The following is a 14,033-nucleotide window of genomic DNA, read 5'->3' as shown; positions in this document are numbered from 1 at the left end:
GCAAGGCATGCGAATTATCCGCGCGTCTGCAATGTTCGCTGCGTGATTTCGGAGGGTTTGGCCGTGAAAAAGCTCATCAATGATCCCAAGACTGTAGTCAACGAATCGGTGGAAGGATTTGGGCTGGCGCACGCTGCCCACGTCACTGTGCACCCCGACCCCTTGTTTGTCACGCGTAAACAGGCACCCAAAGCTGGCAAGGTCGGCTTGATATCCGGCGGCGGCAGCGGCCATGAGCCCTTGCACGCAGGATATGTTGGCTACGGAATGCTGGATGCGGCAGTGCCCGGGGCCATGTTTACCTCCCCCACACCGGATGCCATCATTCCCGCCACCCTGGCAGCGGACTCAGGTGCCGGTGTGGTCCACATCGTAAAGAACTACACGGGCGATGTCCTCAACTTCGAAACGGCGGCCGAAATGGCCCAGGCTGAAGGCGTTGAAGTCCGCACCGTGTTGGTGAACGACGACGTTGCCGTGGAAGATTCGCTGTACACGGCCGGGCGCCGCGGCGTGGGCGGCACCGTGCTGGTGGAAAAGATTGCCGGCGCCGCCGCCGAACGCGGTGATGACCTGGATTCAGTTGCCGCGATTGGCCAGCGCGTCAACGACAACGTGCGCAGCATGGGCGTGGCCCTCTCTGCCTGCACTGTCCCGCACGCGGGCGTGCCCAGCTTTGCGCTGGCCGAGGACGAGATTGAGATTGGTATTGGCATCCACGGCGAGCCTGGCCGCCACAAGATTCCCATGGAGAACGCCGATGGCATCACGGACAGGCTGCTCCAACCCATTCTGACCGACCTGGCACCGGTGGCGGGGGACAAGGTGCTTTTGTTTGTCAACGGCATGGGAGGCACACCCGCCAGCGAGCTGTACATCGTTTACAGGCGCGCCGCCAAGGTTCTCGCAGATGCCGGGCTGGTGGTGGAACGTTCGCTGGTGGGCAACTACATCACGGCACTGGAAATGCAGGGCTGCTCCATTTCAGTTCTGCGCCTGGATGATGAAATGACTGCCCTGTGGGACGCTCCCGTCAACACACCTGCTCTTCGCTGGGGGATGTAAATGGCGGACTCAACTTTTCTCACTGTTGACTGGGCCATTGACTGGTTGCGCCGCAGCGCAGCCGTTGTCGCGGAAAACCGCATGGCCCTGATTGAGCTGGACAGGGTCATTGGCGACGGCGATCACGGGGAGAACCTTGACCGCGGCTTCAGCGCCGTCCTCGAGGCCTTGGATGCGCAGGCGCCAGCAACTCCGGGAGCAGCCTTCAAGCTGGCTGCCATGACCTTGATGTCCAAGGTGGGCGGCGCCGCCGGGCCCCTGTACGGCACGGCGTTCTTGCGTGCGGCCACAACCGTTGGCGATGCTGCGGAACTGGATGCGGCCATGCTCGGTGCCGCCCTGGGCGCAGCCCGAGACGGCGTGGTGGCCCGTGGCAAAGCCGAGGTAGGCGACAAAACCATGATCGACGCCTGGACTCCGGCAGTCGATGCCGCGGTGGCCGCAGCCGCGGCAGGGGCTGGACCGGCCGCTGTGCTGGATGCTGCAGCAACCGCCGCCGAGTCTGGAGCCGTGAGCACCGATCCCTTGATTGCGCGCAAGGGCCGGGCCAGCTACTTGGGGGAGCGTGCCATGGGCCACCGCGATCCGGGTGCGGCCTCCTCCGCGCTGATCCTGCGCGCTGCAGCCAATGCTGCGGGGGCTGGCGCATGAGCGTCGGCCTGGTGATCGTCTCCCACAGCGTCCAACTGGCGGCCGGGGTGGTGGAGCTGGCCGCTCAAATGGCCCCCGATGTGGTGTTGATCCCCGCCGGCGGAATGGACGACGGCGGCATTGGGACGTCCCTGGACAAGGTCATGACAGCCTTGGGTCTGGCTGACACGGGCGCCGGTGCTGTGGTTCTCACCGACTTGGGTTCGGCCGTCATGACCGCAGAGTCCGCCCTAGAGTTCATGGGCAACCCGGATACTGTTCTGTTGGCCAACGCGCCACTGGTGGAGGGCTCCATCGCTGCAGCCGTTGCGGCGCAGTCAGGGGCAGCCCTGGATGTTGTGTGCAAGGCAGCCGAGACGGCGCTTAATCCCGTGGCAGCATCCCCTGCTGGCGGCACCGCTACCGCGCTCCCATCGACGGCTGACGCGGGGGAAGCCGGCGCCGTGACGGCAGTTGTCACGTTGATCAACCCGATGGGCCTGCACGCCCGCCCAGCTGCCGTGTTGGCCGGGGAACTCGGTGCCATGGACGTGGAGATAGAGATCAACGGTGTGGACGGACAATCCGTCATGATGCTGATGACTCTGGGCGCGGGCCAAGGCGCCGAGCTGAACATCTCCGCCACCGGGCCCGACGCCAAGCGCGCCGTGGACCTGGTGCGCCGGGAAGTCGAGGCCGGCTTCGGCGAGATCTAAGTCCCCGGCTACGCATCGGCGGCGGAACCGGCATTTCCTCGGCGACTTTCCGGCCCTCGGCCGCGGGCGGCCTCCGGCCTCCCTGACGTCGCCTCCGGAAACACCGGTCCCGCCGCTGCCGGTGGTCAAGCTTGTCGGTTCGGTGGTCGAGCCTGTTGAGACCTTGATCTCGACAGGCTCGATCAGTGGGGGAGGTGGTAGCCGGTTTCGGAGAGTTGGGCCAGTCCGTCGGAGAGCAGGCCAGCCAGGGCGCGCTCAAGCTGCGGGGCGTGGGTGTTGAGGTCGTGCAGCTTGCGCAGCGCGGGGGCCGTTTCGGCGTGGACTTGTGCGGCCACGGAGTCCCAGAACAGATCGGCGTGAACGGGGGAGCTGGCGGCACGCAACACGGCCATGACCGCACCGCGCACCTGCCTGTCGGTCCCGGCCCACGGCTGGCCCTTGGGAATGTATGTGGGCTCCGGCTGGCCGGCTGCAATCCATGCGCACTTCTCCAGTACGGGGCACAGATCGCACTTTGGGCTGCGTGCCGTGCAGATGACGGCACCAAGTTCCATCACGGCCGCATTCCACAGCACCGATTCGTCAGCATCTTCCGGTAGCAGGTCCGTGGCCAGGGCTGTTTCAGCGGCTGTGAGGGCCGGGGCGGGGAGCGCCTGACCAATGACCAGCCGGGCATGAACACGGCGAATGTTGGTGTCCACAACTGTTGTGCGCCGGCCAAACGCAAAAGCGGCAACGGCCGCCGCTGTGTACGTCCCCACGCCGGGAAGGGCCAGAAGTTCCGGGTAAGTGTCCGGGACTGCGCCGTCGTGCTCCTCAAGAATCCGCGCAGCGGCGGCATGCAGGCGCAAGGCCCGGCGGGGGTATCCCAGCCGCCCCCAAGCCCGCAGGACATCGGCGGCCGGAGCGGCGGCAAAATCCGCAGGGGTGGGCCAGCGCTCCATCCACTCCTCCCAGACGGGCTGCACACGGACCACCGGCGTTTGTTGGAGCATGATTTCGCTGACCAGGATGCCCCACGCCGAGCAGTCCCTGCGCCACGGCAGATCCCTGGCCTGTTGCCCGAACCATCGCGTGATTTCCTGATGCACCACATCTCCCTTCGCTGCGCCGCTGGCTTCGCCCAAAGCGGCAGTTCAACTCTAAGTCACGCGGCGTGGTTCACATGCTGGCTGGCGGCGTGGTTGGCGCCAAGGCGGCCGGCCCTTCGATACTCTGGATAGGTGGGTGAGCAAGGGAATTCAACAGGCGGCAGGGGCCCCGCACCCGTGCCTGCCAGCAGGCAGCCAGTTTCGGACAAGGTGTACCGCAGGCGCCGCCAAGTGGCGGGTGTGCTGGTCCTGTTGATCATCGCGGGGCTGATAGCCGGCGGAATTTTCATCTCAGGACTATTGAGTAGCGGCTCTGCGCCAACCAGCAATGCCGAACCGGCCAGCACCAGCTCAGCGAAAGCCAAACCGGCAGTGAAACCGGGCACGCCGCCGGCAGCCGTGTGTGATGAAGCCGGGATCAAGGTAACCGCCACTGTGGACAAGCCGGCTTACGGTCCCGAGGAATTCCCCGTCCTGACGCTGCGTGTGACCAACTCAGGAAAGTCCCCGTGCGACATCAACGTGGGCACCAGCCAGATGGAATTCCAGATCACCAGTGGCGAAGACGTCATCTTTAATTCGATGCACTGCCAGCTGGACGCAACTGACTTGGTGAAAAATTTGGCACCGGGAGCTTCCGAGACCGCCAATTTTGTCTGGAAGGTGAAGCGCAGCGCCCCCGGCTGCGCCAAGGTTGCCGTTGAACCGGGGCGCTCAGGCGGCACCTATGCGTTTGTGGCAAAACTTGGCAAATGGTCCAGTGAACCGGTGACGTTCACGCTGCAATAGGGGCGGCTGCCTTGGTGGCCGGGGACGCGGGGTTACAGGAAACGGTCCAGCAGGCTGGCTTCGGCAATACGCGACAGGCCCTCGCGCACGTTGCGTGCACGCAGTTCACCGATGCCATCCACAACCATGAGCTCATCAATGGTGGCTGCCATCAAGTTCTGCAGCCCGCCAAAGTGGTCAACCAGGCGCCCGGCCACTGCACCGGGCACGGCCTTCAAGCCCGACACCAAGCGGTATCCGCGCGGCTGGATCATGATGTCCAGGGAATCGTTGCCCCCGGTGGTCAGGCCAACAATGTTGGCAATGAGGTTCAGGTTGATCAAATCCGCTTGATCGATCTCTTGAAGCGCCGCTACAGCAGCATCCACATCCGTTGTCTCCGGGACCGTGTAGTCGCGAATCACCATGTCAGCTCCGGAGCCGCGGGTGGTGGAGAGTTCCTCCAGTTGCAAGGAGAGCAGGCGCCCGTCCACGCCGAGTTCCAGCACGTATTGGGCGATTTCTTCCGAGATTCGGCGCACCATCTCATGGCGCTGCAAGGTGACGGCAACATCGCGGACAGTGACCATGGCCTCGATCTCCAGGGCGGAGAGTGAACTTGTCACCTGGTCCAGGCGCGCGCGGTAGCGTTCCAGGGTGGCCAGGGCCTGGTTGGCGCGGGCCAGGACCTTTTCTGAACCCTCCAAAACGTAGCGCAGCCCGTCCACGTACAAGGCAATGATCTGCATGGACTGGCTGACCGAAACAACAGGTACACCGGTTTGAATGGCCACCCGCTCCGCGGTTCGGTGGCGGGTTCCAGATTCCTGGGTTTCAATGCTCGGGTCCGGCACCAGCTGGACGGCTGCCCGAATAATTTTGGTGACGTCCTTGTCGCACACAATAGCGCCGTCCATTTTGGCCAGTTCACGCAGACTTGTGGGGGCAAAGTCAATGCCGATCTCAAAGCCGCCGGAGCACAGGCTGTCAATGGTTTTGTCCGAGCCGAGCACAATCAGTGCGCCCGTGCGGCCTCGAAGAATTCGTTCCAGTCCATCACGCAACGGCGTTCCCGGCGCGACACGGGCAAGAGTGGCTTTCAAAGCCTCTTCGGGGCTGCGGAGCATGGGCGGTTCCTTCTTTTCGAGCACGGGAATCCGCGCAAGTCACAATGCCCATAATAGTGGGAAGTAGCCGTGTTTTCCGGCTGGATTGGCCTTTTAGCCAGCCAGTCGTGGAAATGTGCCGTTTTCGCGCAATTTCGGGACAACAGACGGCGTCGGCGGAGCTCGCTTTAGCCGTGGAGCAACAGTTCCGTCGCCTCTGCGATGTGCTCGATTTCCTTCACTGTGAAGTCCGGCGGAATGGGGCCGGGCCCCGTTGAGCTCAACGGGACCAGGGCGTGGGTGTAACCCAACCGGCTGGCCTCCTGGATGCGCTGATTGATGCCCGGCACGGGGCGGACCTCCCCGGCCAGACCCACCTCGCCAAACGCCACCATCTTGCCGTGGACCGGCTTGTTGGTTTTGGCGGACACAATGGACAAGGCCACGGCCAGATCCATGGCCGGTTCGGAGAGCTTGGCGCCGCCCACTGTTGCCACGTAGCTGTCGTCAGCATCCAAGCGCAGTCCGGCCCTTTGCTGCAGCACGGCAAGCAACATGCCAATGCGGGTCGAATCCAGGCCGGAAACCGTGCGGCGGGGCGAGGAACCCAGTGCCGGGGTCAGTAGTGCCTGCACCTCAGCCAGCAACGGCCGGCGGCCCTCCATGGTCACCGTGATGCAGGTGCCGGAAACGGGCTGGGAGGTGCGGGAGGTAAACAAGCCGCTGGGATCGGCCAGGCCTTCAATGCCGTTGTCGGTGAGGTCAAAACAGCCCACCTCATCGGTTTGGCCGTAACGGTTCTTGACCGCACGCAGCAGACGCAGACGGGAGTGGCGTTCGCCGTCGAACTGGCACACAACATCCACCAGGTGCTCCAGCAGGCGGGGCCCGGCAATGGAGCCGTCCTTGGTCACGTGGCCCACCAGCAGAGTTGTCATGTTCAGGCGTTTGGCTGCTGCAATGAGCGACGCCGCAACCTCGCGCACCTGCGACACCCCGCCGGCACTGCCGTCAACCATGGCGCTGCTGAAAGTCTGTACCGAATCCACAATCAACAGGGCGGGCTGCACGGCCTCCACCTGGCCAAGCGCCGTGCCAAGATCGGTTTCGGCACCCAAATACAAGGTATCGGCCACGGCGCCAATGCGTTCGGCCCGCAATTTCACCTGGGCGGCAGATTCCTCACCCGTCAGGTACAGGACCTTTTTGGGTTCGCGGCCATGCTCATTGCGGGCAAACTTTGCCGCAACATCCAGCAGCAGCGTTGATTTTCCGACGCCGGGTTCCCCCGCCAGCAGGATCACGGCACCTGGCACCATGCCGCCGCCCAGGACGCGGTCAAGCTCCGGCACACCCGTGAGATTGTGGGCTGCCTTGGAGGCATCCACCTCGGAGATGAGCTGGGCAGGCCGGACAACTGTGGTGGCGGCGGTGGTCCTGATGACGACCATGCCGATTTCCTCCAGCGTGCCCCAAGCCTGGCATTCGCCGCAGCGGCCCACCCATTTGACGGCCGTCCAGCCACATTCGCCGCAACGGAAGTTTTGCCCTGAGTTGGTCTTTGCGCTCTTTGTTGCCATGACTCAACCCTAGCGCCGGGCACTGACATGATGCTGCTGGTGCCCAAGGCGCTGTGGATAAGTTCGCGCAGAAAACTAAAGTTCGGGCAGCAAATCCCGGGCTTCGGAAGGATCCATCTGGGCCGCCTCCAGAAGATCCACCACCAGTGGACGCAAGAGCAGCACAAGGGCTTCGCCCTCCATCCGTGAGATTTCCAGCTTGTTCGGGTGCAGCCTCATGGCAATGTCGGCGAGCGAATCGCGGGCATGACTGAGGGTGGCCCTGGACGTAGTGTCAGAAACCGCTGCAGCGAGCTCATCCACAGCTGATGCGCATTCGCTCATGATTTCTCCAAGGTGAACGCTGCCGGCCTCGGACAGTGCCGCATTGTTGATGGTGCTGGCCAGCCGACGGGCAAAGACCCGACTGGAACGCATGGCATAGTCAACCCGGACCATCAACTTGGCCATCCCCTCCACTTCCTGGAAATGGCGCCTGTACATGGGCGACAATCTGGCAATTTCCACAGAGCCGCGCAAGCCTTGGCGCATGGCATCGATGCGTGGTTGTTGGCTGCGGGCTCTCACCAGGGCGTGCCAGGCCGTGGTGGAATCGTTGTAGGAAAGGGCGGAAGCGCATTCACGCAACACAAGCGACAACTCGCCGAGGACTTCCTTGAGGTCCTCCTTGGGCTCCCGCCGCGGATCCCGGGGCAGCAGGAACGTTGCCGCCAGGGCGAAACAACCACCCACGATGGCGTCAATGCTGCGGGTGAATGGCCCACCTGCCGGCATGGGCAGCAAAACTACCAGCAGGGACTGGAGCGCCAGTTGGGTGGTGAAGATGGCGCCAGTGTCCAAGAACCGTGCCAGCAGGATGGACAGAAAAAGCACCAGTGCCGCCTGCCAAATGCCAGGACCCAGCCAATGCACCAGGACGTCACCCACCGCAATGCCAAGGGTGCAGCCCATTCCCACCTCCAGTACCCGGCGAAGACGCGGATCCCTGGTAAAGCCAAGGGCAATAATGGCGCTGGTGGCAGCAAACAAGGGGCCTTGATGCCCCAAAACCAGTTCGGAGAAGTAGTAGGCGCCCACTGCGCAGACGGTCATCATCAGGGCCTGGACCACTGAACCGTAGCTGCGGCGCAACCCTAAACGGGCGCGACGTTTCAGGAAACGTACTGTTGCTGCCGGCTTTGTGTGCTTTGCCGGGGCTGACTCGGGCATGGTGCCAAGTCTATGCTTCACCGGGCCAAACACCCGATGGGCTTGCGCTGGCCCACGGCTTTTGCGCCCGGCGACAGCGCAACGCCCAGCGAACAACGGTTACTGATGTGACCGGCGTCGTACAGCAAAACCAAGAATCCCCGCAGCGTTAACCTTCCGTTCACCTAGGTGGGGGTGTTGCGTTACCTCGGTTGCTTAACGTCAAAGAGTAAGAAATCGAAAGCAACCCAACGAAGAGGTAGATCGCGTGAAGGCACTTCACATTGGCCGCGTGGCAGCAGTACTCACCGTCGGTGCATTGGCACTGACAGCCTGCGGAACTGACAACGTGGTGGAAACCGGCAACGGCGCAACCACTGGAGCAAGCGCGGGACCCACCGTCACCGGCACACTGACCGGCACCGGCGCCAGCTCCATCTCAGCAGCCATGGACGCGTGGAAGGCCGGCTTCGAATCCGCCAACTCCGGCGCCAAGGTCCAGTACTCTCCCGAAGGCTCCGGCGCGGGACGCAAGGCCCTCATTGCAGGCGCCGTACAGTTCGCCGGCTCGGATGCGTACCTCAAGGACGAAGAGCTGGTCTCCGCCCAGGAAAAGTGCGGGCCCGACGGCGCCATCAACGTCCCCTGGTACATCTCACCGATCACCGTTGCGTTCAACGTTGAGGGTGTCAAGGCTTTGAAGCTCGACGCCGACACCATCGCCAAGATCTTCCGCGGCGACATCAAGAACTGGAACGACGCAGCCATCAAGGCAGCCAACCCGGACGCTACGCTGCCGGACCTGGCCATCACCCCCGTGCACCGCTCGGACAACTCCGGCACCACGGAAAACTTCACGGATTACCTGGCTGCAGCCGCCAAGACTGTCTGGACAGATGCGAAGTCAGGCGACTGGCCCACCGCACTGCCGGGCGAAAATGCCAAGGGCACCTCCGGCGTCGTCAAGACAACCACCGAAACCGCCGGCGCCATCACCTACGCCGATGACTCAGCAGTCACCGACGCCCTGGGCAAGGTTGAGCTGAAGGTTGGCGACACGTTTGTCCCCGTCACCGCCGAGGCAGCAGCCATTGCCGTTGACGCCGCAACGGTGGTCGAAGGCCGCTCCGCCAACGATCTTTCCTTGAAGCTGGACCGCACCACCACTGTGGCCGGCGCCTACCCGGCAGTTCTGGTCTCCTACGGTGTGTTCTGCGCGCACTACCCGGACGCCGCAACCGTTGACCTGGTCAAGTCCTTCGGCACCTTCGTGCTCAGCGATGAGGGCCAGAAGCAGGCAGCCGACGCAGCCAAGAGCGCACCGCTCTCAGCCGCGCTCGCCACCAAGGCGAAGGCTTCGGTCGACTCCATCAGCGTCGCCAAGTAAAGCTCAAACAAAAAGGTATTAGATTGTCCACCACCAAGCTCGCACGTCGAGCCGGAACAGGCCGCACCGGAGATAAAGTCTTCTCCGGTGCGGCACTGGGTGCCGGTGCCCTGATTGTGGCTGTCCTCTTCGCTGTGGCCCTGTTCCTGGTTGTCCAGGCGTTGCCAACCTTCAGCGCACCCGCTGCCGACATCACGGGCGGGGAAGGCTTCTTCACCTACATCTTCCCCATCGTCATTGGCACGCTCATCGCCGCCACCATTGCCCTGCTCATTGCCACACCCATTGGCATTGCCGTGGCCCTGTTCATCTCCCACTACGCCCCGCGCAAGCTGGCCCGTGGCCTGGGATATGTGGTGGACCTGCTAGCTGCCATCCCCTCAGTTGTCTACGGCGCCTGGGGTGCAAGCTTCCTCGCTTCACAGCTGAAGGTGCCGTACCAGTGGCTCGCTGAGAACATGGGCTGGATTCCCCTTTTTGCAGGACCTGCTTCAAGCACTGGCAAGACCATTTTGACGGCCGGCATTGTCCTCGCCGTCATGGTCCTGCCCATCATTGCCTCACTTACCCGGGAGATTTTCCTGCAGGCACCCATGCTGCACCAAGAAGCGGCGTTGGCGTTGGGCGCCACCCGGTGGGAAATGATCCGCATGGCTGTTCTACCTTTTGCCCGCGGCGGCATAATCAGCGCCGTCATGCTGGGCCTTGGCCGTGCTCTGGGTGAAACCATGGCTGTAGCCCTTGTCCTTTCCTCAGGACCCCTGATCGCCTCCCTGATCCGCTCCGGCAACCAAACCATTGCCGCCGAGATCGCACTGGACTTTCCCGAAGCCTTCGGCCTGCGCATGCACGAACTCATCGCAGCAGGCCTGGTGCTCTTCCTCATCACCCTGGCAGTAAACATGGTGGCCCGCTGGATCATCAACCGCCACAAAGAATTCTCGGGAGCTAACTAATGGCCACGCTCATGACTGAACGTAAGCGCTCCGCCCTGACCCGCGGCCGCCTCCCCAAGTACACCCCCTACGTCATCGCCCTCAGCGCAGTGGTCATTGCTGCTGCCTTGATGTCGCTGATTGGCTTCCACGTCTTTGGTTGGGCCGTTCTCTCCGCCGTGTTGTTCGTTATTGGCAACGTGACGGCCGCCGGCGTCGTCGAAGGCCGCCGCAAAGCCACCGACAAGTTCGCCACCTCTTTGGTCTACGGCGCTTTCCTGGTTGCGCTCCTGCCGCTGATCTCAGTCATTTGGACTGTTCTTGTCAACGGTGTGCCCGGACTGCTGACCCCCGGTTTCCTGAGCACTTCCATGAACGGCGTGACGGGCGCCGTGGACAACGCCTCCGTGAAGGACGGCACACCCGTGGTGGGCGGTGTCTACCACGCACTCATGGGCTCGGTCATGATCACCTTGTGGGCAACCCTGATCTCCGTTCCCGTGGGCCTGCTGACAGCCATCTACCTGGTTGAATACAGCGCAGGCAACACGTTCTCCAAGGTCATCACCTTCCTGGTGGATGTCATGACAGGCATCCCCTCGATTGTGGCGGGCCTGTTCGCAGCAGCGTTCTTTGCCATGATCCTGGGGCCGGGCACCAAGACCGGATTCGTGGCCGCCGTGGCACTTTCGGTACTCATGATCCCGGTGGTGGTGCGCTCCAGCGAGGAAATGCTCAAGATTGTGCCGAACGAGCTGCGCGAGGCCGCCTACGCGCTGGGTGTGCGCAAGTGGCGCACCATCCTCAAGGTGGTCATTCCGACGGCGATCTCGGGTATCGCTTCAGGTGTCACCTTGGCCATTGCCCGTGTCATTGGCGAAACCGCCCCGCTTCTGGTGACGGCAGGATTTGCCACCACCATCAACATGAATGTGTTCTCCGGGTGGATGGCCTCGCTGCCCACGTTCATTTACACGCAGATCATGACACCCACCTCGCCGTCCAACGCGGACCCGTCCACTCAGCGTGCCTGGGCTGCGGCGCTGCTGTTGATCATTCTTGTCATGCTGCTGAACCTCGGAGCCCGCCTGGTGGCCCGCCTCTTTGCGCCGAAAACCGGCCGCTAACTTTTTCTTAGAAGGAACCCTAGCTATGTCTAAGCGTATTGATGTCAGTGATTTGAATGTTTACTACGGTGATTTCCGGGCCGTGGAAGATGTCAGCATCACCATTGAAGCCAAGTCCGTCACAGCGTTCATTGGTCCGTCCGGTTGTGGCAAGTCCACGTTCCTGCGCACCCTGAACCGCATGCACGAGGTCATCCCCGGCGCTCGCGTTGAGGGCAAGGTGCTCCTGGACGGCGACAACCTCTACGGCGACGGCGTTGACCCCGTGACCGTGCGCAGCCAGATCGGCATGGTGTTCCAGCGGCCCAACCCGTTCCCCACCATGAGCATCCGCGACAACGTCCTGGCCGGTGTAAAGCTGAACAGCCGCCGCATTTCCAAGTCCGACGCCGATTCCCTCGTGGAGAAGTCCCTGCAGGGTGCCAACCTGTGGAATGAGGTCAAGGACCGCCTGGACAAGCCCGGCTCCGGCCTCTCAGGCGGCCAGCAGCAGCGCCTGTGCATCGCCCGCGCCATTGCCGTGTCACCGGATGTAATTCTGATGGATGAGCCCTGCTCCGCCCTTGACCCCATCTCCACACTGGCCATTGAGGACCTCATCAACGAGCTCAAGGATGAGTACACGGTGGTCATCGTGACACACAATATGCAGCAGGCTGCCCGCGTCTCCGACAAAACGGCCTTCTTCAACATTGCCGGCACCGGCAAGCCCGGAAAGCTGATCGAATACGCGGACACCGCCACCATCTTCAACAACCCGGGCGAGAAGTCAACCGAAGACTACGTTTCCGGCCGCTTCGGGTAAGCCACCCTGAATCGTTCGTGAGTGCGCACATAATGCTCTCAAAATTGATTTTGGGCGCGTTACCTGCACACTCGGGGGGAAGATGCGGGCCAACTGCTAGGGGCGGGATGAAACTTTGTCGCCGGGCTCGGCCTCGAGCACCTCAGCGCCGGGCCGCTTGACACCGCCCTTGCGGTAGCGGAAGACGCCGATGGCCACCACCACGGCTGCTAAGGCGACAGATAACAGCAACGCCTCCCGTGTTTGCGGAACAATGATCATGCCAACGATCAAGGCCATGATGGCAGCGATGGAAAGCCAGGTCAGGTAGGGGAAGAACCACATCTTCAACTCGAGCTCCCTGGCCGCGGCGCCCATCCGGCGTCGCAAAATCAACTGGGACGTGGCTATCACGAGCCACACGAACAAGGCGATGGCGCCGGAGGTGTTGACCATGAATAGGAACACCTTATCCGGGGACAGGTAGTTCAGGCCCACGGTCACGAAGCCCACCACGGTGGAGGCCAGAACGGCACTGACAGGGACTCCGCGCTTGGAGATCTTGCGCCAGGACTTGGGAGCATCGCCGCGCGTCGACAGCGAGAAAAGCATCCGGCTGGCCGTGTACAGGCCCGAGTTCAGGCAGGACAGCACGGAGGTCAGAACCAACACGTCCATGATGGTGCCGGCGCCGGGGATTCCAAACAGTTCAATGACTGCAACGTAGGGGCTCTTGGCAACCGACGCATCATTCCACGGCAGCAGCGTCACAACAATGGCAACGGAACCAATGTAGAAGACCAGGATGCGCCACACAGTGGACTTCACGGCCTTCTTCACAGCATCCACGGGGTTCTCGGACTCTCCGGCGGCAATCGTGGCAATTTCAGCACCAAAGAAGGAAAACACCACCACCAGGACGCCCGCCAGCACGGCACCTGGACCATTCGGGAAGAAGCCGCCGTTGCCGGTGAGGTTCGCCAGGCCTGGCGCGTCAACGCCGGGCAGGAATCCCAGGATGGCAGTGACGCCCAGCAAGAGGAAGACGATGATGGCGGCAACCTTGACGGAGGCAAACCAGAATTCAAATTCCCCGTAGGACTTCACGGAGGCCACGTTGGTCAGCGTCAGAAGCACCATCAGGACCAGCGCCCACTGCCACTGGTCAACGCCGGGCACCCAACGGTGCATGATGGCGGCACCGGCGGTGGCTTCCACACCGAGCACAATGATCCAGAACCAGGCGTACAGCCAGCCGATGCTGAATCCGGCCCATCGCCCCAGAGCCTTGTCAGCATAGGTGGAAAAGGAACCGGTTTCGGGATGGGCAGCGGCCATTTCCCCCAGCATCCGCATGACCAGAATGACTACAAGGCCGGCCGCCGCGTAGGCCACCAGAATCCCAGGTCCTGCCTGCTGGATGGCGGCGCCTGATCCTACAAATAGCCCGGCGCCGATGACGCCGGCTATGGCAATCATGGATAGGTGGCGGGGTTTGAGGGTCTTTTATAACTGCTGCTCGGCTTGCATTGGCAAAACTTCCTTTTGGGGTACCCGTTGGCGGCGACGCTGACGCGGGTTTTCGTGAGTGGCATCACGGGGACGACTCAGCCTAAGTCCGGTTTTTCCTGTGTCCGTTGTCCATAGTCCCAGAAT

General features: G+C 62.6%; 12 protein-coding genes and 1 pseudogene. 8 read left to right on the top strand and 5 right to left on the bottom strand.

All coding sequences use genetic code 11. The annotated features are described in order from the left end of the window. The first annotated feature begins 63 nt into the window (after window positions 1-63). From dhaK to dhaM, 3 genes are read left to right on the top strand one after another with little or no spacing between them, the layout of a single operon-like run. Window positions 64-1,065: a dihydroxyacetone kinase subunit DhaK gene (dhaK, locus tag CVS28_RS07525; RefSeq protein ID WP_103481229.1), complete on the top strand. Its 1,002-nt coding sequence runs from the start codon at window positions 64-66 to the stop codon at window positions 1,063-1,065. Continuing rightward, window positions 1,066-1,716 carry a dihydroxyacetone kinase subunit DhaL gene (gene dhaL, locus CVS28_RS07520; protein WP_103465274.1) on the top strand — a complete coding sequence of 217 codons (651 nt, stop codon included), beginning with the start codon at window positions 1,066-1,068 and terminating at the stop codon, window positions 1,714-1,716. It begins immediately after the preceding gene. Then, window positions 1,713-2,411 carry a dihydroxyacetone kinase phosphoryl donor subunit DhaM gene (gene dhaM / locus CVS28_RS07515; protein ID WP_103465275.1) on the top strand — a complete coding sequence of 233 codons (699 nt, stop codon included), beginning with the start codon at window positions 1,713-1,715 and terminating at the stop codon, window positions 2,409-2,411. The genes dhaL and dhaM overlap by 4 nt, the downstream gene beginning before the upstream one ends. Before the next feature lie 182 nt (window positions 2,412-2,593). Here dhaM and CVS28_RS07510 read toward each other — a convergent pair whose 3' ends face one another. After that, the gene (locus CVS28_RS07510; protein ID WP_423716392.1) at window positions 2,594-3,505 is read right to left on the bottom strand and encodes an A/G-specific adenine glycosylase; all 912 of its coding nucleotides are present in this window, start codon (window positions 3,503-3,505) and stop codon (window positions 2,594-2,596) included. A gap of 129 nt (window positions 3,506-3,634) precedes the next feature. On the opposite strand from CVS28_RS07510, the gene CVS28_RS07505 reads away from it, so the two are divergent. Then, window positions 3,635-4,291 carry a hypothetical protein gene (locus tag CVS28_RS07505; protein ID WP_103481146.1) on the top strand — a complete coding sequence of 219 codons (657 nt, stop codon included), beginning with the start codon at window positions 3,635-3,637 and terminating at the stop codon, window positions 4,289-4,291. 32 nt (window positions 4,292-4,323) lie between these two features. On the opposite strand, the gene disA is transcribed toward CVS28_RS07505, so the two are convergent. The 3 genes from disA to CVS28_RS07490 form a co-directional block, all read right to left on the bottom strand. Further along, entirely contained in the window at window positions 4,324-5,397 is a 1,074-nt protein-coding gene (disA, locus tag CVS28_RS07500; RefSeq protein ID WP_103465278.1) for a DNA integrity scanning diadenylate cyclase DisA, read from the bottom strand. Between the two features lie 167 nt (window positions 5,398-5,564). Further along, complete coding sequence (gene radA, locus CVS28_RS07495) at window positions 5,565-6,956, bottom strand: DNA repair protein RadA (RefSeq protein ID WP_103465279.1); 1,392 nt, start codon at window positions 6,954-6,956, stop codon at window positions 5,565-5,567. Between the two features lie 75 nt (window positions 6,957-7,031). After that, window positions 7,032-8,165 (bottom strand): FUSC family protein, encoded by a 1,134-nt coding sequence (locus CVS28_RS07490; RefSeq protein WP_103465280.1) that lies wholly within the window; start codon window positions 8,163-8,165, stop codon window positions 7,032-7,034. 247 nt (window positions 8,166-8,412) lie between these two features. On the opposite strand from CVS28_RS07490, the gene pstS reads away from it, so the two are divergent. The 4 genes from pstS to pstB are packed head-to-tail and all read left to right on the top strand — an operon-like array spanning window position 8,413 to window position 12,398. Next, a complete protein-coding gene (gene pstS / locus CVS28_RS07485) occupies window positions 8,413-9,531 on the top strand; it encodes a phosphate ABC transporter substrate-binding protein PstS (RefSeq protein ID WP_103465281.1) in 1,119 nt (372 codons plus the stop codon). A 23-nt stretch (window positions 9,532-9,554) separates the two neighbouring features. Continuing rightward, window positions 9,555-10,487, top strand: a complete 933-nt coding sequence (pstC, locus tag CVS28_RS07480; RefSeq protein WP_103465282.1) for a phosphate ABC transporter permease subunit PstC — start codon at window positions 9,555-9,557, stop codon at window positions 10,485-10,487. 11 nt (window positions 10,488-10,498) lie between these two features. Further along, window positions 10,499-11,593 (top strand): phosphate ABC transporter permease PstA, encoded by a 1,095-nt coding sequence (gene pstA / locus CVS28_RS07475; RefSeq protein ID WP_243399754.1) that lies wholly within the window; start codon window positions 10,499-10,501, stop codon window positions 11,591-11,593. Window positions 11,594-11,618: 25 nt separating this feature from the next. Further along, the gene (gene pstB / locus CVS28_RS07470) at window positions 11,619-12,398 is read left to right on the top strand and encodes a phosphate ABC transporter ATP-binding protein PstB (protein ID WP_103465284.1); all 780 of its coding nucleotides are present in this window, start codon (window positions 11,619-11,621) and stop codon (window positions 12,396-12,398) included. 96 nt (window positions 12,399-12,494) lie between these two features. Here the strand turns inward: pstB and CVS28_RS07465 are convergent. Further along, window positions 12,495-13,907: pseudogene (locus tag CVS28_RS07465) on the bottom strand (amino acid permease). Window positions 13,908-14,033 lie beyond the last annotated feature (126 nt).

The sequence above is a fragment of the Arthrobacter glacialis genome (assembly GCF_002909415.1).
Classification (GTDB): domain Bacteria; phylum Actinomycetota; class Actinomycetes; order Actinomycetales; family Micrococcaceae; genus Specibacter; species Specibacter glacialis.
The sequence above is the reverse complement of the archived record's forward strand: the minus strand, read 5'-3'. Positions and strand labels throughout refer to the sequence as shown.

Bases quoted from the DNA above. Each gene is read 5' to 3' on its own strand.
- disA (WP_103465278.1), bottom strand. From the start codon at position 5,397: ATGCTCCGCAGCCCCGAAGAGGCTTTGAAAGCCACTCTTGCCCGTGTC.
- pstB (WP_103465284.1), top strand. From the start codon at position 11,619: ATGTCTAAGCGTATTGATGTCAGTGATTTGAATGTTTACTACGGTGAT.
- pstA (WP_243399754.1), top strand. From the start codon at position 10,499: ATGACTGAACGTAAGCGCTCCGCCCTGACCCGCGGCCGCCTCCCCAAG.
- dhaM (WP_103465275.1), top strand. From the start codon at position 1,713: ATGAGCGTCGGCCTGGTGATCGTCTCCCACAGCGTCCAACTGGCGGCC.
- CVS28_RS07490 (WP_103465280.1), bottom strand. From the start codon at position 8,165: ATGCCCGAGTCAGCCCCGGCAAAGCACACAAAGCCGGCAGCAACAGTA.
- dhaL (WP_103465274.1), top strand. From the start codon at position 1,066: ATGGCGGACTCAACTTTTCTCACTGTTGACTGGGCCATTGACTGGTTG.
- radA (WP_103465279.1), bottom strand. From the start codon at position 6,956: ATGGCAACAAAGAGCGCAAAGACCAACTCAGGGCAAAACTTCCGTTGC.